Genomic DNA, 16,858 nt, shown 5'->3' with positions numbered 1-16,858 from the left:
AGTTGCGGTGAAATACGGTCTAAATTTGCCTAATTCCAGGCAAAACAGTCCGTATTCCACCGCAACTTTGTTATTTGCCCTTGGGCTTGCTGGCGTAGAACTTCTTCTTTTTGGACTTGCCGGCAGGGGAGGGTTTGCCGGCAAAGTTGGACTTGCCGTGGCCGGCCTGCGCGTGCGTGGGCACTGCTGCACGGGACTTGCGGGCCTCGGGGTTGCGCAGCTCCTCGACGCGCTCGGCAATTTCCTCGGCGCTAAAGCCGACTTCTGCCATGGCGTCCTCGATGGGCAGGCGGCGCACGATGTAGCAGTGGTGCACCTTCTGGTTGCGCGCGAAGTCCTCGGGGATGGTCTGCGCCGTAATGTCCTCTAATACCACGCCCGCGCGGGCGAGCTTGCGCGTTTCGGGGCGGAAGCCGCGCAGGTTGCAGCTAAAGATGGCATGGCCGCCCTGCGCGAGCAGGCGCGACACGCCGGCCAAAAGCTCAACATGGTCACGCTGGACATCCCAGGTGCGTCGGCCCATCTTGGACGAGTTCGAAAACGTGGGCGGGTCGACAAAGATCAGGTCCCAGCGGTTGCGCGTCTGGCGCTGGTCGCGAATCCAGGCGAGCACGTCGTCGCGCACAAAATGATGCTGAGGCCCCACAAAGCCGTTCTGGCGCATGTTGCGCTCGGCCCAGTCCAGATAGGTGTTGGAGAGGTCGACCGTCACGGTCTCCTCGACGCCGCCGTCGGCCGCGTAGCAGGTTGCAGTGCCGGTGTAGGCAAACAGGTTGAGGAAGCGGCGCGCCTGCTTGGCGTGTTCGCGCACCAAGTTGCGGGTGACGCGGTGGTTCAGGAAGATGCCGACGTCCAGGTAGTCGTCAAAGTTGACGGCAAAGGTAAGGCCGCCCTCTTCGATGAGCGGCAGACGACGGCGTGCGATGTTGGCGCGCTCGCCCGAGCCACCCTTGCCGGCGCCCTGCTTGCCGTACTGCGAGCCGCCGCGCGAGCGCATGCGGGCCTTGGCGTGCACGTGCTCGGCTGGGACATCCAGGATGCGCGGCGCGATGGCCAGAATATCGAGCATACGGGCTTGGGCCAGTGCGGGGTCGATGGACTTGGGCGCGGCGTATTCGGCGATGACGAGCCAGCGGCCCGGCGTCTGCGGACAGCCCTCGTACAGGTCGATGGCGGCGGAGTAGTCGGGCAGGTCGGCATCGTAGACGCGGTAGCAGCTTACGCCCTCGCGTTTGGCCCACTTGCGGCGCAGGCGTGCGTTCTTGCGCAGGCGGTTGGCGAACTGCTCGGACTCGGGGATGAGCACGGGCAGCGGCTTGCCGTCGCCCAGGTCGAGCGTGGCAGCGGGCTCGGGCATGGCAGAAGCTGCGGCCTCATCGTTGACTTCGTTGGCATCCGCAACCTCGGCCTCGGCATCCGCGCTGGTCGCAGCCTCAAACGCTGCGGCGGCGTGGTCGAGCGAGGGCCAAACCTCGATAGTCGCCTCTTCGTTGTTGGGCATGACGGCAATGGAGCGCGCGGGCTCGGCATGGAGCGCGCGGGCCATAAGGCCGTCGCGGGTGAGGGCGGCGACCGGCGCGGCGGTAAGCTCGGGCGCGCGACGCAGCTCGCCGACCAGCGTCATGGCGTCATGCATAAGCGACAGCGGTGTCTCGGTCGTATCCGCGACGAGGGCGGCACCGGCGACGGCGCCCGCGTGGTCCAGTACGGTGGCAGATTTTGCGCCGCAAAAATCGACAAAGCGCTTGTAGCCGGCGCACTTGACCATGCACTCGGCGGTTTTGCGGGCGGCGGGGTCGATGTCTACGGCAACGATGCGCGCCTGGCGCTCGCGCGCCGCCGCCTCGCGCTCGCGTGCCTCGGCGAGCAGCTGCTCCCACAGAGTGGCGTCGTGCAGCTGCCAGCCCTCAAAGCCCCAGCGCTCGCGTGCGGCGCTCGGGGCGCGGTCGGTCAGAATGTTCACGGCCTCCAGCAGCAGGCCGCCGCCGGCGCACGAGGCGTCGATCAGCGTAGGTAGGGCCTCGTTTTCGTAGTCGTCGGCCGTCAGCTCGCGCTCGCACAGCGCGGTCCAGCCGACCTGCGCCAACACCAGGGCGGCGTAGTCGGGGCGCAGCACGTGCGCGCCCTCGCCGGCTCGAGTCGCGGCGGGCGGCAGGCGCTTGAACAGCGGGTCGCCCGAAAGGTCCAGGCTTATGCTCGCACGGCGCTGGCGTAGCGAAAGCAGCAGGTGGACATCGGGGTCGGCAGCATCGACATCGGCGCGACGGCCCGTGGTCTCGGCCAGGCGATCGCACAATGCGTCCTTGGCGCGCAGGGCCGAGAAGCGCGTGTTGCGCAGCTGCTCGGTCACACCACGGGCAGTGATGGCAATGGTGGCGCCGGGGCGGACGATGTTTTCCCAGGCAATGTCGTAAACGCCGTCGTACAACGCATCGGCATCCTGCGCCTCAAAGCGCCCAAGTACCACAAACACTCGGCTGGCCAGGCGCGACCACAGACAGGCGCGGTAGCCTTCTTCGAGCTCGCCCTCAAACGTAGCGCGGCCCTTCAGGCGGCGGACATGCGAAAGCCCGAGCCACTTGAGCTCGTCGGCGAGTGCGGATTCAAAGCCCTCGGGGCAGCTTGCATAAAATTCCATGGGTGACCTCTCTGGTTGCGTCGCTCCATTATATGATGGATGCTTCGTTTGCCATCGCCCTCGAAAGGAACCCATATGATTGATGCGTGCCCCTTGATTCCCATTTTCATTGCAACGGCCTCAGGACTCGGGGCCTCGCACAGGCTCCCGCCGCCTTACAGAACTGAAAGCTGGGCGTAGGGTAAATCTATGGCACGTGACCTGCGATTGCTCGGCCATAGATGGCGTAATCGAGGCTAAGGGAGTGCATCATGCGCAAGGGAAACGAGAGCTGGTTCTGGCACGCGAACGACATGGTGGTGACGGGCGACATGAACCCCGTGGTCCGCGTCCTGTGGGCCGCGCTCATCGTAGGCATCGGCGTCGCGACGATGGCCACGCTCTGGATCGTCACGAGGTAGCGCGCCACGAACGGATGACGAGGCACGCGGCGCATGCCACGCTGGCGGAACCCTAGCCTCGCTGCTGGACAATCTGTTCGATGAGCTTCGCGACGGAGTCCTCGGCTGCGTTCCCGATCAGGTGATGGGCCGCGGCCTTCGCCTCTGGCATCGCGCCCGCGACTGCGTAGGAGTTCGGCACCTTTTCGAGGAGCGTCACGTCGTTTTCCGAGTCTCCGATAAAAGCGACCTCGTCCAGCGTGACCCCAAGGCTGCCGAGAAGCGCGTCGAGTCCGTTTACCTTGCTCCAGCCAGCCGGAACAACATCGAGGAAGAATGGGACGGGCGAGGGGAAATCAAGTTCTGGGCAGGCTTCCTTGCATCGACTCCGAACGACTTCCGTCGGGGCGGAGCTGACGTTGACGAAGATGCCGGCGGTTATGACGTCACGGTTCGTGGGCACGTCTCCGAGCGCCATGTCTCTTCCGGAGTCCTTAACGACTTCCAGGGCGAATTCGTCGCCAGGCTCGACGGCGCAGAGGAACTGCTCGCAGCGCTTGCCTGTCTCATCGACATCGGCGACTAGCCAGAGTGACGTCCCCGCGTAGGGGCGTACAGCGCTATCGAGCTTGACGAGGGCCTCCGTCGAGAGCGTCTTTTTGAACACGAGTTCGCCGCTGGAGAAGACCTTCTTTCCGTTGGCCATGATGCCGGTCGAGAAACAGCGCGCGTCGCCGTCAAAGGCATCGGCCAGGTCGGCGTAGTCGCGCCCGCTTGCGGGGCCGAACGCGATGCCCGCATCGAGCGCCGAAAGAATCGCGCTGTGCGTGCGCTCCGATACGACCCTTGAGCCAAACGGCAACAGGGTCCCATCCATGTCTGCGAGGATGAGCTTTATCAAGGGGTCCTTCCGTTTCGGTCTGGGCATCGGTGCGCCGGCGTGCGTCGTCCTAGCTGTATTGCTTGTCTCCCATGAGATTCTTCGAGATGATCCTGTTAAACTCTACCGGGTCATCCCAGCAAGAGGTCAGGAAGAGGAACAGCAGCTCGATGACGAAGTTGATCGAGCTGTGCGAGAAGGCGATCTCGGTTCCGGTGATGGCCTGATCTCGCGAGATGGCTCGGATGATATGCGTGGCACGCTTCGCGAGCGGCGTATCCGGGTTGTCTGTGATCATGATGATGGGGGTGTTCGAATCCTCGGCAGAGTCGAATATGTTGACGAGGCGCTTCGAGTATCCGGACGTCGAAATGACGAGCAGAACGTCATTCTCCTTGAGGCTGGTTGCGACGGAGACCATGGCTTCGGTGGTACTGGGGCAAAACGCTCTGACTCCAACCTGCGAGAGCTTGAACGCCGCGTTTACGCCCATGTTAATCGAGTTGCCGACGCCCGCGATCAGGACGAGGTTGGCGTTGTGGAGCAGATTGACGACTGCCGAAAAGTCATCGGAGTCAATGAGCGAGGCGGTTTGGGAGAGCTCCTTGACCTTGTGAGACAGGACGTACTTGATGGAGCCCTCGACGTCGTCCAGAGTAATCCTGCCGTCCGTGGCCTTTTCTTCGCCGGATGCCCTGCTGATGGATATGCCGAGCGCCAGACGCATGTCCGAATAGGTTCGGTAGTCAAGCGTCCTTGCGAATCTCGAAACAGACGCCGGTGACGTACCGGTTTCTGCGGCGAGTTCGCGGACGGTCATCGTTGCGACATCCGACGGGTGGTCGAGCACATACGTTGCGATTGCCTTCTCCGAGGGGGATAGGCTGCTCATGACCGCGCAGATGTGGCTGAGCACATCCCCTGTCTTATCCATGGTTACTCCTTGGTCCTAGCTTGCTTTGTATCTTAGGTCAAGAGAGGTGAAAAATAAGCAAAATGTTTCATCAGCGGTGAAATAGCGTTTCACCGCTGATTTCCTACCGTTCACGGTAAATCGGTACTTCCTCGGCGCAATCTCAGCTTGAGCTGCTATCTTATGAGCCGTGAAACAACGGCACGAAAACGTTGAAACAACAGAACATTGTTTCAACGCCTCGCAACTCCGTTTCACGCTAGATGGTGAATCACTTCGAAGCCCAGACAGGCACCCGGCGAGCAAGAAGGGAGAAGCACGATGCACAACGCCAAGACAAACGCAAGCATGACTTCGCTGTTCTTCGCGAACGTACTCTACTGGGTCTGCGCGGGTGTGTACTCGCCGTTTCTCTCCGCTCACTACACGAGCCTCGGCCTCAGCGCGGCCCAGACCGGCATTCTCCTCGCGGCGACCCCGGTGTGTGCGCTCGCCATCCAGCCGCTCTGGTCGACGATCGCCGACAAGCTCGGGCGCCGCCGCGCGGTCATCGTGGCCCTCTGCCTTGCGGCGGCGGTACTCGCTCCGCTGTATTACCTGGCGTCGACGTTCGTCCCGGTCCTTCTCGTAACCTTTGCATTCTCGGCGTTTTTCTCGGGGCTCCTGCCCCTGAGCGACTCCCTCGTCATCGAGCTCGCGGATCGCTCTGGCCTGGACTTTTCTCGCATTCGCATGGGTGGCACTATCGGCTATGCCATCGTCGTCCTGATCGTCGGTCGGCTGCTCGACATGGCTCCTCAAATCCAGTTCACGGTGGTCTCCGCCGCGCTGGTGGTCTTCGCGGCTCACATGTGGCGCCTCCCCGAGGCGGGAATTCGCGCCAATGCCGCGGACGATCCCAAGGTCTCCCACGGAAAGGGCCTCCTCTCGCTGTTCACCAGCAATGAGATCGCCTTCGTCTTGGTCTTCGCCTTCATCAGTTCGGCCGCGATTGGCTTCATCGGGGCGTTCTTGGGCCGCTACGCGGTCGAGCTTGGCGAGGGTCAGAACCTCGTGGGCGTCCTGAGTGCGGTCTCCGCTGCGAGCGAGATCCCCATCCTGCTCGTTTCCTCCAAGCTGGTCAGGCGCTTCGGCGAGATGAACCTCCTGATCTTTTCCTGCTTCATGGCGGCGCTCAGGCTCGTGCTTGTGGGCACCGGCATCGTCCCGGTCATGGTCTGCGGCCAGCTGCTGCAGAGCGTGAGTTACATGACCGTCTACTACTCCTGCGTTACCTACATTGCCAACCACACTTACGAGGATTGTCGCGCTCGAGGTCAGAGCGCCTTCGCGATGGTCCAGAGCGGTCTGTCCGTCGTGGTTGCGAACCTGTTTGGCGGTTGGGCGTGCGATGCGCTCGGCACGCACGCGGGTTTCCTGGCCTTCGCCCTCGCTTCAACGATTGCTGCAGTCGCTGCTCTTGTGGCGTACGTGCTATGGCGTCGAAGCGCGGCGCCGCAGCCTGAGGGCCAGGCGGCCGCATAGGCTCCACCGCGCCTCGCAAGCGCCTGCCTGCCTCGCGCTTCGCTTCGTGTTCAACCAGCTGACGAGCTGAGAACTGTCCGATCCAATGATTATTCAGGTGAAAGGAAGACAAAGATGTCACTCATCAAGGTCAACGAGCTTCTTCAACATGCGACCGAGCACCACTATGGCGTGCCCGCGATTAACGTCATCAATACGGAGACCATCCGTTATGCGATCCAGGCCGCCGAGGATGAGCACATGCCCATCATCATCCAGTACTGGCCTGGCTTCGAGGACCACTGCGCCCTCGACATCATCGCCTTCGCCGCCCGCTATTACGCCGAGCGCGCGAGCGTGCCCGTCGCCGTCCACCAGGATCACTCCGCTGGTTACGAGATCGCCGTCAAGGGCGTCAAGGCCGGCTTCCCATCCGTCATGGTCGACGGCTCCTCACTTCCCTATGAGGAGAACTTCCAGCTCACGAAGGACGTCGTCCAGGTCGCCAAGATCTTCGACGTCGACATCGAGGCCGAGCTCGGCCATGTCGGCAACGGCTCTGACGCCAACGACTTCGTGAACAGCGACCACTACACCGACCCGAACCTCGCCGAGGAGTTTGTCGAGGGCACCGGTTGCGGCTCGCTCGCCATCGCCGTCGGCAATGCCCACGGCCCCTATGTCAAGGTCCCGAACCTCGACATGGAGCGCATCAAGGCCTGCAGGGAGGCCGTCAGCGTCCCCCTCGTCATGCACGGATGCTCCGACATCCCCGACGAGCAGCTCCAGGAGGCCGTGAACCTCGGCATGAGTAAGTTCAACATCGCCACGGAGTACTTCCGTTCCATGTACCGCGCCTTCGAGAAGGACATCAACTCCGGTAAGAACGACGGCAACGGCATAGGCCTCCTGATGGACGCCGCCCCCGACATGCGCGCGTTCGTCGTCAGCAAGATCCAGCTTCTGAACCCCAACCACTATTCGCTCTAGGAGAGACTCGATGAAGAAAGTTCTTGTCGCGTCGCACGGCCACCTCGCAAGCGGAATCAGGAGCTCGATCGGAATCCTGACCGGCATGGCGGACATGGTGGAGGCAGTTGACTGCTACGTGGACGACTCCGATTTCACCCCTCGCATCCAGGCCTTTATTGACTCGGTGGGCCCTGAGGACGAGGCCATCATCTTCACCGACATCTACGGTGGTTCCGTCTTCCAGAAGGTCGTCCTTATGGAGCCGGAGAAGCGCGGGATCGTCCACGTCACCGGTATGAACCTCGGCCTCGTGATCGAGACGCTCCTCGGCGCCGAGCCGGTCACGGCAGATTCGATCAAGCAGAGCGTCGAGCTGGCGAGGGCGACGATGCAGGTCGTCGAGCCTCCGAGCAAGGCCGCGGACAACGAGGAGTCCGAGGGAGACTTCTTTGATTAGAGAGTACTAACAAGTAGAGAGAGGAAGCAATGATTGTTCAGGTTCGAGTCGATGACCGTCTGATTCACGGACAGGTCGCCCTGGTGTGGACCAAGGAGCTCAACACCACCAGGATCATCGTCGCCAACAAGCACGCCGTGGAGAGCGACGCCCTTCGCATGACGCTTTCCATGGGTACGCCGGCGGGCCAGAAACTCCTCGTCAAGGACGTTCCGGATGCCTGCCGCATCGCGAACGATCCGCGCGCGGACTCCATGCGCATCTTCGCGCTCACCAACTGCGTGCGTGACGTGCTTGAGCTCGTTAAGGGCGCGCCGGGCAAGATTGAGGGCGTGAACGTTGCCAACGTCGGCCGCTTCGACAAGTCCGATCCGGATAGCAAGGTCGCCCTCAACTCCACGATCATGCTCAACCCGGATGAGCTCGAGGCCGCGAAGGAGCTTTGCGAGCAGGGTATTCCGGTTTTCCATCAGCTTATCCCGTCCAATCCCAAGACTCCTCTCAAGAGTCTGATCGAGGCGGCGGGGAAATAAGGGGATTTGGCCAGGCGGCCAAATGAAATGAAAGAAAGGAAGTCAAATGGTTGGGTTGGCAATAATGGCCTGGTTGACCGTGCTGATTTGCTACGGCGGCAACTGGGTTCTCGGTCAGTGCATGATCGAGCGTCCTCTCGTGGTAGGTCTCGTTGCGGGCCTCCTGATGGGCGACGTCAAGACCGGTGTCATCATCGGTGCCTCTCTCGAGGCGATCTTCATGGGCGCGGTTAACATTGGTGGCGCTATCTCCGCCGAGCCTGTTACCGCGACCGCCCTCGCCGTCGCCTTCACCGTTGGCGCTGGTATCGACCAGGGTGCCGCCATCACACTGGCCGTTCCCGTGGGCGTCGTCACCGCATTTCTCTCGATCTTCATGAACAACGTGTTCCTCGCGTTCTTCGCAGCCACCTTTGACAAGATGGCCGCCGAGGGCAACGAGAAGGGCCTCGCGCTTCAGCACTTCGTTCTCTGGTTCGTTAAGTACGCCGCCTTTGGCCTCATCGCCTTCCTCGGCGTTTACCTTGGCGCCGAGCCCGTTGCCGCCATTGTCAACCAGATTCCGGCCAATGTCATGAGCGGCCTCAACGCCGTGGGTGCCCTCCTGCCCGCCGTTGGTATGGCGCTCCTGCTCCAGATGCTGTGGAGCACCGAGCTCAGCATCTACTTCTTCTTGGGCTTTACGCTCTACCAGTACCTCGGCCTCCCGATGATCGCCATCGCAGTTCTCGGTGTCATCATCGCGGTTGCCTCCGCCCTCCGCGACAAGGAGATCTTCGATCTCACCAAGAAGGGAGTGGCCACCCAGGCCGTTTCCGGCGACTCTGTAACCAGCGACGAGGAGGATTTCTTCGCATGAGCAACCTGACCAAGAATGTGAGCCCTGAAGACAAGAAGATGCTCAACAGCATTTTCCTGCGCTCCTTCTCCGTGTTCGCTTCCTGCGCCGGCGGTTCCGTCAAGGCTGGCGCCGACGGCTGGCTGTACTCCGTCCAGCCCGCGCTTAACCGCTACTACGCCGATGACCCCGAGGCTCGTGCCGACGCCATGAAGCGTCACACGACTTGGTACAACATTACCCAGAACGTCGGCACGTTCGCCATGGGCCTCGTCGCCTCCATGGAGAGGGAGAACTCGCAGCACGAAGACTTCGACACCGAGTCCATCGACGGTATCAAGGTCTCCCTGATGGGCCCGATGTCCGGCATCGGCGACGCAATCTTCTGGGGCGTCCTGCGTGTTATCGCCGCCGGCATCGGCATTAACCTCGCCATGAGCGGCTCGCCCCTCGGCGCGATCATGTTCCTGCTGATCTACAACATCCCGTCGATCCTCTGCCGATACTTCATGACCTACCTCGGCTTCAGCATGGGCACCAACTTCATCTCCGAGATGTACGAGGGTGGTCTCATGAAGCTCATCACCAAGGCGACCTCCACGATCGGCCTGGTGATGATCGGCGCCATGACCGCGGCGAACGTCCAATTCAACACGATCCTGTCCATTCCGGTTCAGGACTCCGACCCCGTCATGATCCAGACCTACCTCGACTCGATCTTCAAGGGCATCGTGCCTCTGGGACTTACGCTCGTCGTCCTCTGGCTCCTGCGCAAGAAGAACGTGAACGTCAACATCATCCTGGTCGGCATCATGGTTCTGGCGCTCGTCCTCGGCCTCGTGGGCATCGTGTAAGGCGGTTTCCGGATCATCCGAAGCCTGTTCAAGGCAATTCCTGGCGGCACGCGATCGAGGACATTCGACGCGTGCCGCCCCATTAGAAGGAGAGAATATGCGCTACACGCACCTCAAGAACTCCGACGTTGACGTCTCCCAGCTCGCCGTGGGCACCTGGGCGATCGGCGGCGACTCCTTTGGTGAGAACGATGACGCCGCCAGCATGTCCGCCATCCGCACCATGCTCGATCACGGCGTCAACCTCATTGACACCGCGCCGTGCTATGGCAACGGCGCGTCCGAGAAGGTCGTCGGCAACGCGCTCAGGGGCGTCGACCGAGAGAGCTACCTGCTCTCGACCAAGGTTGGCCTGATCACCAGCGCCGCCGGCTATGACCGCGACTCTTCGTTCAAGAACATCATGAGGGAGGTCGAGAGCTCGCTGCGCAATCTCCGCACCGACTACATCGACTTCTACTTCGTGCACTGGCCCGACGCCAAGACCCCGTTCTCCGAGACGATGTGCGCCCTCCAGCTCCTCAAGGAGCAAGGCAAGATTCGCCACATCGGCGTCTCCAACTTCACGACCGAGATGATCGAGGAGTGCGAGAAGGTCGCTCAGGTCGACGTCCAGCAGCCGCCCTACTCCATGGTCGACCGCTCCTCCGAGGACCTTATCAAGTGGGGCTACGAGCGTGGCATCGACTCCTTCACCTATGGCTCCCTTGGCGCGGGCATCCTGTCGGGCAAGTTCCGCGAGCTGCCGAAGTTCGAGGAGGGCGATGTTCGTGGCGGCTTCTACGACTACTTCCAGGAGCCCAAGTTCTCGCGCGTCCAGGAGCTGCTCAAGGTCATGGACGAGATCGCCGAGGCTCATGACAAGCCCGTGGCACAGGTCGCCGTGAACTGGAGCACCCAGAAGGAGTACGTGGGCACCGCGCTCGTTGGCGTGCGCACGGACGCCCACGCGATTCAGAACTGCGAGACGTTCGAGTGGGAGCTTTCCGCCGATGAGATGGCCAAGCTTGACGCCAAGCTTGACGAGCTGAAGATCGGCTAGCCATGGGCACCGAGGAGAGGAAGTACCCCACTTCCGAGCTTGAAGTGCTTGAGCGTGGATCTAGGGAGGTCGTGGAGCCCAACGGGCTGAAGCTCCTGCTGAAGCCCGTGCCGGGAGACGAGCGCGAGCGCGTGCTCGATCCGCGCGTCTACGCGCGCGCCCATGCGAAGCTCGCCGCCGGCCCGGCGCCGGCGGGGCCGGTGGACGTGATCGCGTGGCGCTCCGCTCCCAACAAGGAGACCCATGTCGTGAGGGGCTCGAACGTCGCCAAGAAGACCGTCGTCATGAACTTTGGCGACAGGGGCATTCCCCTGCACGTCTTCACGCCCGAGGGCCACGGGTGCGGCTCCGCCGCGCTCGTGTTCATCCACGGCGGCGGCTTCATGGTGGGCAACATTGGCCAGTACGAGAACTGCCTGCGCGACATCGCGGAGCGAACGGGCTGCGTCGCGATCTACCCGGAGTACCGCTTGTCTCCCGAGACGATGTTCCCCGGTGGTGTCGAGGACTGCGTGAAGACGCTCGACTGGCTTGTCGAGCATGCGGATGAGCTGGGTGTCGACGCGACGCGGGTCGCCGTGGCTGGCGACTCCGCGGGCGGAAGCCTGACCAACGCCGTCGTCCTCGACGGGTCCCATGCGGACAGGATCAAGCTCGTGGCCGAGCTGTATCCGCTCGTCGACGGCGGCCCTGTTCCGGAGGAATGGTCCTATGACCTCTATGAGATCGTGAACGACCAGAGGGCCGAGGCTCTGAGCAGGGTGGATCGCATCCGCAACGCCAACGACGACCTGCCAGTGATGTATACCAACGGCAATGCGGAGGAGATGCTCGACCCGAGGGTGTCTGCCCTGTTCGCGGAGGACGTGAGCGCGTTCCCCCGCACGGTCATCATCTCTTCCGAGTATGACTACCTGCGCTATCAGGACGAGCTATTCGCGAAGAGGCTGCAGGATGCGGGCGTTGACGTCACCGCGATTCGCTATCGCGGCTGCGACCACGGCTTCTTCGAGATGTACGGCGTGATGCCTCAGGCTGAGGACGTCTGCCGCGTCATCTCCGAGGAGCTTGCGAAGATCTAGGGGCTCGTCGCGGCGGCCTCCTGGACGAGTGGCGGTCCGGCGGGATGCTAGGTGCGTCCCGCCGGACCTTTGCGTTGACGGGCGCGTGCCGCTTGCCGGAGGGCGTGTGTGGGGTTCGCTTCGGCGGTGCCGGATTAACCGGGAGATGCGTTTACCGCCGCTCTTCCAAGTGAGCCCAGCAAACAAATCGCGAGTTGAGCCCCAAGGGCATCGACAAGGGCGTGGGCCTGGCGCGGGCGCTGGCGTATCTGGGTCGCGCTGGCAACGAGCGCACCTTTGGCTTTGGCGATTCGGGCAACGACCTGGGCATGCTCGCCGCCGTCGAGACGGCTGTCGCCATGGGCAACGCCATGCCCGAGGTCAAGGCGATCGCCGACTACGTGACCGACGACGTCGCACACGACGGCACCGTCACAGCGATGCAGCATTTTGGGTTGATTTAATAAATGGCCGGGTCGCCCGCAGTGGGGGCGACCCGGCCATTTGAGCTATTTTGCAATATAGAGCTTGGGATGACTGCGACTGCTCTCGATCGCCGCCGTCATGATGCCCTCGTTGTCTCCATCAACGATGATGCCGTCGAGGTCATCGATCTGCGCGGACTGATAAAAACTGGTCTTGTTGAACTTTCCCTGGTCAACCATCATGTAGCCCTGGTTTGAGTTGGTAAGGTACATATGCTTGATCATGGCCGAGAAGTCGTGCTCGACGGTAAAACCGTGGTCGGGGTGGAATCCGTCAGCACTGACAAACGCCTTGTCGGCATGTAGTTTGCTCATGCAGTCGAGCGTCAGTGCGCCCGCGAGATAGAGGTGGCCCTTGCGCACGGAGCCGCCCAGCAGCACTACCGAAGCATTGGGGAGATTGAAGCTGGCGTAGTTCGCGATTGCAAGATCGCCGGTGATAATGGTGATCTCACGCTTGTCCATGAGGGCCTTAGCGAAGTAAAAGCCTGTGGTGCCGATATCAATTACCAGAACATCGCCATCATCAACAAGAGTTGCTGCGGTTGCGGCGATGGCCTCCTTGGCCTCGACTTGGACATTGATGCGCTCCTCGGGATACGAGATTGCGTTGGAGCGAGAAAGCGATACCGCTCCGCCGCGTACGCGACGCAGCTTGCCTTCGGATTCCAGCGAGATGAGGTCGTGTCGTGCGGTGACTTCCGAAACCGAAAAACGGCGAACGATGTCGGATACCGAGATATTTGGCTTTTCGGCCAGCCAATTCATGATAAATCGCTGACGCTCGGCCGGTGAAAGGTCTGAAGTAGATGCCATGTGCCGCTCCTTTTGAACAAAAGGTAAAAGATGCGCCTTTCGTAATCGAAATATAACGTATCGATATGAAAAGAACAAGGCAAATTCGAATGAATCAAAAGAACGGAATGGCATGTCACAAATGCATGCGTAGCAGATAGTTCGCACGTAAACGGGCTATAAAGAGTCTCATTCTGAAGGTGCCGCCCAAAAGAAGTACGTTCACGCCCGATATTCGACCGTTCACGGAAAGTTGACAATTGAGCTTTCGATAGCTTTTGAAATGGTTTATAAAAGAAAACCGAAAAGCTTTTGAAACAAAGAAGAAGGCTTTCGATAGCAATAGTGTTAGATGAGAAAGGACCGAACATGGCGATCAAGGTGTTTGCCGACGGCGCTAACCTCGAGGGCATGCTTGACATGCATGACAATGGCAACGTTCAGGGCTTCACGACCAATCCTTCCCTTATGAAGGCCGGCGGCGTGACCGACTACCGCGCTTTTGCCAAGACGGTTCTTGAGCACATTACTGATGTGTCGGTCTCTTTTGAGGTATTCGCCGACGACGAGGCAGGTATGGAAGCCGAGGCTCGCGAGATCGCAACCTGGGCAGACAACGTCTACGTTAAGATCCCGGCGCTCAACACCAAGGGTGAGTCCACTGCCGCGCTGGTCAAGCGCCTTTCTGCCGACGGCATCAAGGTGAATGTCACCACTATCTTCACGCCCGAGCAGGTCGACGAGTTTGTCGATGCCGTTTCTGCTGAGACCCCCTCTATTCTGTCCATCTTTGCCGGTCGCATTGCCGATACCGGCGTCGATCCGCTGCCCCTCATGGCGGAGTCCGTAAAGAAGGCTGCCGTTAAGCCTGCTGCCGAGGTTCTCTGGGCGTCTACGCGCGAGGTCCTCAATATCTTCCAGGCGGAGTCCGTTGGATGCCAGATCATTACGGTCCCCAATGCCCTTCTTGCCAAACGCAAGAATTTCGGGAAAGATTTGCTTGAGTACTCGCTTGATACGGTCAAGGGCTTTGCCCGCGACATTCAGGCGCTTGGTTTTCATATCCTGCCCGAGGAGTAGGGGACGAGCATGCTGACCGATCTTCTTAAGCCCGAGCTTGTTGCCTGCCACGTCGAGGCCTCCGACTGGGAGGAAGCGATCAGGGCATGCGGTAAGTTGCTCGTAGACGCTGGCAAATGCGACCAGAGCTATGTTGACGCCATGATTTCATCGGTTCACAAATTCGGCCCCTATATGGTCTTGGAAGAGGGCATCGCTATGCCCCATGCTCAGGCAGATGGCAATGTGAGTGAAGCGGGGATCTGTATCGTCACACTTGACCCTGCCATTGCGTTTGGACACGAGGATTTCGATCCGGTTCACGTGCTCGTGGGTATTTGCGCACCCGACCCCAAGGCTCATCTTGGCTGCTTGGCGGAGCTTTCGCAGATGTTCGAGGACGAGGACTGCGTTGCCAAGCTCAGCGCATGCGATACGCCCGAGCAGGTTTTGGAGACCATGCGTTCATTCTTTTAGGCCTTAATGGCACGGCGATGCGTCGCCGCTTTTGGATAGACGGAAAACCGTCACGTGTAGGAGAGGAAGGTTGCCATGCATATCATCACCGTATGCGGAAACGGCATCGGGTCCAGCCTGATGCTCGCTGGCAAAGTCGAGGAGCTTTGCGAGGAGGAGGGCATCAAGGCCGACGTTGAGTCTATGGACCTGAACGGTGCTTCTTCCGCAAATCCGGATCTGTTCATCACCGTTAAGGAACTCGCCCCCGAGCTCCACGGCAACGTTGTGATCGTTCGCAGCTATGTGAACAAGAAGAAGATCCGCGAAGACGCCCTCGAGGCAATCAAGGCGGCCGCCGCTAACGCCTAAAGCGGCACAAAAAAGGGCGGTTCCCTGTGGAAGAGGGAAACGCGCCCACGTTAGAGAGAAAGGAAGCGCAGATGCAAGCCATCCTTCCCATACTTGAGTTTATCCAATCGATTCTGACCAAGCCAGCGTGGATTATGGGCCTATTTGCCTTTGTGGGCCTTGTCGCGCTTAAGCGTCCTGCCCACAAGGTGATGACGGGCACCCTGAAGCCCATTCTTGGTTACATCATGCTGTCCGCCGGCGCCGCTGTTGTTCAGGAGAACCTTGCTCCGCTGGGTACCTTCATCGAGACCGGTTTCCACATCACCGGCGTCGTGCCCAACAACGAGGTCGTCGTTTCGATGGCTCAGAGCGTCCTTGGCGTTCAGACCATGATGATCCTGATTCTCGGCTATGTCGTGAACATTATCATTGCCCGCTTTACCAAGTTTAAGTACATCTTCCTGACGGGCCATCACAGCATGTTTATGGCCTGCCTGCTGTCTGCCGTTCTGCAGGCATCTGGCTTCCAGGATGTCCAGCTTGTCATCGTGGGCGGCATGTTCCTGGGCCTCGTGAGCGCTATGCTTCCCGCCGTTGGTCAGCGTTTCACCGAGAAGGTTACCGATGGCGATGAAATCGCCATGGGCCACTTCGGTTCACTCGCCTATTACATCTCCGCTGCAGTCGGTACGCTTTTTGCTAAGGACGCCGAGGAGAACAGCACCGAGAAGATCGAGGTTCCCGAGAAGTTCGCCTTCCTGCGCGACACTACCATCTCCACGGCTCTTACCATGGCCTTCTTCTACCTGGTTACCGCTTTCGCCGCTTACATTGCAGATCCTGCGGTCGTTACCAAGACCGCTGGTGGCGACAACGTGATTGTCTATGCCCTGACCTGCGCTCTGTCTTTCGCCGTTGGTGTCACCATCGTCTATAACGGCGTTCGTATGATCCTTGCCGACCTGGTCCCGGCTTTCCAGGGCATCTCCAACAAGCTGATCCCCGGTGCCATCCCCGCCGTCGACTGCGCCGTCTTCTTCCCCTATGCTCCCACCGCCGTCATCCTCGGCTTTGTCGCTTCCTTTATCGGTGGCGTGGTCGGTATGTTCATCGTGGGCGCTACCCTGGGCATCTTCATCATCCCGGGCATGGTTCCCCACTTCTTCTGCGGTGCTACCGCGGGCATCTACGGCAATGCTACCGGCGGTCGCAAGGGCGCAGCTCTTGGCGCTTTCGTCAACGGCCTGCTCATCACCTTTGCCCCGGCCCTGCTCCTGCCCGTTCTTGACGTCTTTGGCTTCAAGAACACTACGTTCGGCGACTTCGATTTCTCCGTCATTGGTATTACGCTTGGCCGCGCTGCCGAGGCCTTCGGTACCACCGGTGTCTACGCGATTCTTGCTGTCCTTCTGATCGTCGCCTTCGTCCCCAACTTCATCCACACCAAGGGTGCTGTGATCAATCACGTTGAGGAAGAGTAATCCAGGCATACGTTAAGCCCTAATCGGGCGGAGCTCCGATAACCGGCTCCTACACGGAAGCGGTGACGTCTCAAATGAGGCGTCACCGCTTTTTGTTTTGGACTGGTTGTGAAAACGCACCGGTGAAGCGCTGTCTCTGCGCCGCGAACGGAATCAA

At 60.6% G+C, this 16,858-nt stretch carries 17 protein-coding genes and 1 pseudogene; 14 read left to right on the top strand and 4 right to left on the bottom strand.

Going from position 1 to position 16,858, the window contains the following annotated elements:
• Positions 1-70: 70 nt before the first annotated feature.
• A complete protein-coding gene (rlmKL, locus tag DWZ01_RS08930; RefSeq protein ID WP_117848696.1) occupies positions 71-2,638 on the bottom strand; it encodes a bifunctional 23S rRNA (guanine(2069)-N(7))-methyltransferase RlmK/23S rRNA (guanine(2445)-N(2))-methyltransferase RlmL in 2,568 nt (855 codons plus the stop codon).
• A 251-nt stretch (positions 2,639-2,889) separates the two neighbouring features.
• Between rlmKL and DWZ01_RS10740 the strand changes: the two genes are divergently transcribed.
• Positions 2,890-3,039, top strand: coding sequence for a hypothetical protein (locus DWZ01_RS10740; protein WP_158549343.1), 150 nt, complete (start codon positions 2,890-2,892; stop codon positions 3,037-3,039).
• Positions 3,040-3,091: 52 nt separating this feature from the next.
• Here DWZ01_RS10740 and DWZ01_RS08925 read toward each other — a convergent pair whose 3' ends face one another.
• Both DWZ01_RS08925 and DWZ01_RS08920 read right to left on the bottom strand, forming a co-directional pair.
• Positions 3,092-3,919 carry an HAD hydrolase family protein gene (locus tag DWZ01_RS08925; protein ID WP_117640421.1) on the bottom strand — a complete coding sequence of 276 codons (828 nt, stop codon included), beginning with the start codon at positions 3,917-3,919 and terminating at the stop codon, positions 3,092-3,094.
• A gap of 49 nt (positions 3,920-3,968) precedes the next feature.
• On the bottom strand, positions 3,969-4,832 hold the full coding sequence (locus DWZ01_RS08920; RefSeq protein WP_117635579.1) for a MurR/RpiR family transcriptional regulator: 864 nt from the start codon (positions 4,830-4,832) through the stop codon (positions 3,969-3,971).
• Positions 4,833-5,132: 300 nt separating this feature from the next.
• Here DWZ01_RS08920 and DWZ01_RS08915 point away from each other — a divergent pair, with 300 nt between their 5' ends.
• From DWZ01_RS08915 to DWZ01_RS08875, 9 genes and pseudogenes are all read left to right on the top strand, one after another.
• Positions 5,133-6,335: an MFS transporter gene (locus DWZ01_RS08915; RefSeq protein WP_117635578.1), complete on the top strand. Its 1,203-nt coding sequence runs from the start codon at positions 5,133-5,135 to the stop codon at positions 6,333-6,335.
• 114 nt (positions 6,336-6,449) lie between these two features.
• Positions 6,450-7,304, top strand: coding sequence for a class II fructose-bisphosphate aldolase (locus tag DWZ01_RS08910; protein WP_117635577.1), 855 nt, complete (start codon positions 6,450-6,452; stop codon positions 7,302-7,304).
• A 10-nt stretch (positions 7,305-7,314) separates the two neighbouring features.
• Positions 7,315-7,743: a PTS sugar transporter subunit IIA gene (locus tag DWZ01_RS08905; RefSeq protein ID WP_117635576.1), complete on the top strand. Its 429-nt coding sequence runs from the start codon at positions 7,315-7,317 to the stop codon at positions 7,741-7,743.
• Positions 7,744-7,772: 29 nt separating this feature from the next.
• Complete coding sequence (locus DWZ01_RS08900) at positions 7,773-8,276, top strand: PTS sugar transporter subunit IIB (RefSeq protein WP_117635575.1); 504 nt, start codon at positions 7,773-7,775, stop codon at positions 8,274-8,276.
• A 46-nt stretch (positions 8,277-8,322) separates the two neighbouring features.
• Complete coding sequence (locus DWZ01_RS08895) at positions 8,323-9,135, top strand: PTS sugar transporter subunit IIC (protein WP_117635574.1); 813 nt, start codon at positions 8,323-8,325, stop codon at positions 9,133-9,135.
• Positions 9,132-9,968, top strand: coding sequence for a PTS system mannose/fructose/sorbose family transporter subunit IID (locus tag DWZ01_RS08890; protein WP_117635573.1), 837 nt, complete (start codon positions 9,132-9,134; stop codon positions 9,966-9,968). Before DWZ01_RS08895 ends, DWZ01_RS08890 begins: the two co-directional genes overlap by 4 nt.
• Before the next feature lie 97 nt (positions 9,969-10,065).
• Complete coding sequence (locus DWZ01_RS08885; protein WP_117635572.1) at positions 10,066-11,010, top strand: aldo/keto reductase; 945 nt, start codon at positions 10,066-10,068, stop codon at positions 11,008-11,010.
• A 2-nt stretch (positions 11,011-11,012) separates the two neighbouring features.
• Positions 11,013-12,092, top strand: a complete 1,080-nt coding sequence (locus DWZ01_RS08880) for an alpha/beta hydrolase (RefSeq protein ID WP_117635571.1) — start codon at positions 11,013-11,015, stop codon at positions 12,090-12,092.
• A 191-nt stretch (positions 12,093-12,283) separates the two neighbouring features.
• Positions 12,284-12,535 (top strand): annotated as a pseudogene (locus DWZ01_RS08875) (HAD family hydrolase); the annotation flags it as partial.
• A gap of 45 nt (positions 12,536-12,580) precedes the next feature.
• Here DWZ01_RS08875 and DWZ01_RS08870 read toward each other — a convergent pair.
• Entirely contained in the window at positions 12,581-13,372 is a 792-nt protein-coding gene (locus tag DWZ01_RS08870) for a DeoR/GlpR family DNA-binding transcription regulator (RefSeq protein WP_128620070.1), read from the bottom strand.
• A 348-nt stretch (positions 13,373-13,720) separates the two neighbouring features.
• On the opposite strand from DWZ01_RS08870, the gene DWZ01_RS08865 reads away from it, so the two are divergent.
• The 4 genes from DWZ01_RS08865 (at position 13,721) to DWZ01_RS08850 (ending at position 16,701) form a co-directional block, all read left to right on the top strand.
• Entirely contained in the window at positions 13,721-14,431 is a 711-nt protein-coding gene (locus DWZ01_RS08865; protein WP_117564350.1) for a transaldolase, read from the top strand.
• Between the two features lie 9 nt (positions 14,432-14,440).
• Positions 14,441-14,887, top strand: coding sequence for a PTS sugar transporter subunit IIA (locus DWZ01_RS08860; RefSeq protein ID WP_089573145.1), 447 nt, complete (start codon positions 14,441-14,443; stop codon positions 14,885-14,887).
• Between the two features lie 75 nt (positions 14,888-14,962).
• Entirely contained in the window at positions 14,963-15,238 is a 276-nt protein-coding gene (locus tag DWZ01_RS08855) for a PTS sugar transporter subunit IIB (RefSeq protein ID WP_022094539.1), read from the top strand.
• Positions 15,239-15,309: 71 nt separating this feature from the next.
• Positions 15,310-16,701: a PTS ascorbate transporter subunit IIC gene (locus DWZ01_RS08850; protein WP_117635569.1), complete on the top strand. Its 1,392-nt coding sequence runs from the start codon at positions 15,310-15,312 to the stop codon at positions 16,699-16,701.
• The last annotated feature ends 157 nt before the right edge of the window (positions 16,702-16,858 follow it).

The sequence above is a fragment of the Collinsella sp. AF28-5AC genome (assembly GCF_003457875.1).
Classification (GTDB): domain Bacteria; phylum Actinomycetota; class Coriobacteriia; order Coriobacteriales; family Coriobacteriaceae; genus Collinsella.
Note: the sequence above shows the minus strand (reverse complement) of the source record. Positions and strands in the feature narration are given on the sequence as shown.

Coding starts and splice junctions, on each gene's coding strand:
- rlmKL (WP_117848696.1), bottom strand. CDS start 2,638: ATGGAATTTTATGCAAGCTGCCCCGAGGGCTTTGAATCCGCACTCGCC.
- DWZ01_RS08860 (WP_089573145.1), top strand. CDS start 14,441: ATGCTGACCGATCTTCTTAAGCCCGAGCTTGTTGCCTGCCACGTCGAG.
- DWZ01_RS08880 (WP_117635571.1), top strand. CDS start 11,013: ATGGGCACCGAGGAGAGGAAGTACCCCACTTCCGAGCTTGAAGTGCTT.
- DWZ01_RS08885 (WP_117635572.1), top strand. CDS start 10,066: ATGCGCTACACGCACCTCAAGAACTCCGACGTTGACGTCTCCCAGCTC.
- DWZ01_RS08855 (WP_022094539.1), top strand. CDS start 14,963: ATGCATATCATCACCGTATGCGGAAACGGCATCGGGTCCAGCCTGATG.
- DWZ01_RS08915 (WP_117635578.1), top strand. CDS start 5,133: ATGCACAACGCCAAGACAAACGCAAGCATGACTTCGCTGTTCTTCGCG.
- DWZ01_RS08890 (WP_117635573.1), top strand. CDS start 9,132: ATGAGCAACCTGACCAAGAATGTGAGCCCTGAAGACAAGAAGATGCTC.
- DWZ01_RS10740 (WP_158549343.1), top strand. CDS start 2,890: ATGCGCAAGGGAAACGAGAGCTGGTTCTGGCACGCGAACGACATGGTG.
- DWZ01_RS08850 (WP_117635569.1), top strand. CDS start 15,310: ATGCAAGCCATCCTTCCCATACTTGAGTTTATCCAATCGATTCTGACC.
- DWZ01_RS08870 (WP_128620070.1), bottom strand. CDS start 13,372: ATGGCATCTACTTCAGACCTTTCACCGGCCGAGCGTCAGCGATTTATC.
- DWZ01_RS08865 (WP_117564350.1), top strand. CDS start 13,721: ATGGCGATCAAGGTGTTTGCCGACGGCGCTAACCTCGAGGGCATGCTT.
- DWZ01_RS08900 (WP_117635575.1), top strand. CDS start 7,773: ATGATTGTTCAGGTTCGAGTCGATGACCGTCTGATTCACGGACAGGTC.
- DWZ01_RS08920 (WP_117635579.1), bottom strand. CDS start 4,832: ATGGATAAGACAGGGGATGTGCTCAGCCACATCTGCGCGGTCATGAGC.
- DWZ01_RS08910 (WP_117635577.1), top strand. CDS start 6,450: ATGTCACTCATCAAGGTCAACGAGCTTCTTCAACATGCGACCGAGCAC.
- DWZ01_RS08895 (WP_117635574.1), top strand. CDS start 8,323: ATGGTTGGGTTGGCAATAATGGCCTGGTTGACCGTGCTGATTTGCTAC.
- DWZ01_RS08905 (WP_117635576.1), top strand. CDS start 7,315: ATGAAGAAAGTTCTTGTCGCGTCGCACGGCCACCTCGCAAGCGGAATC.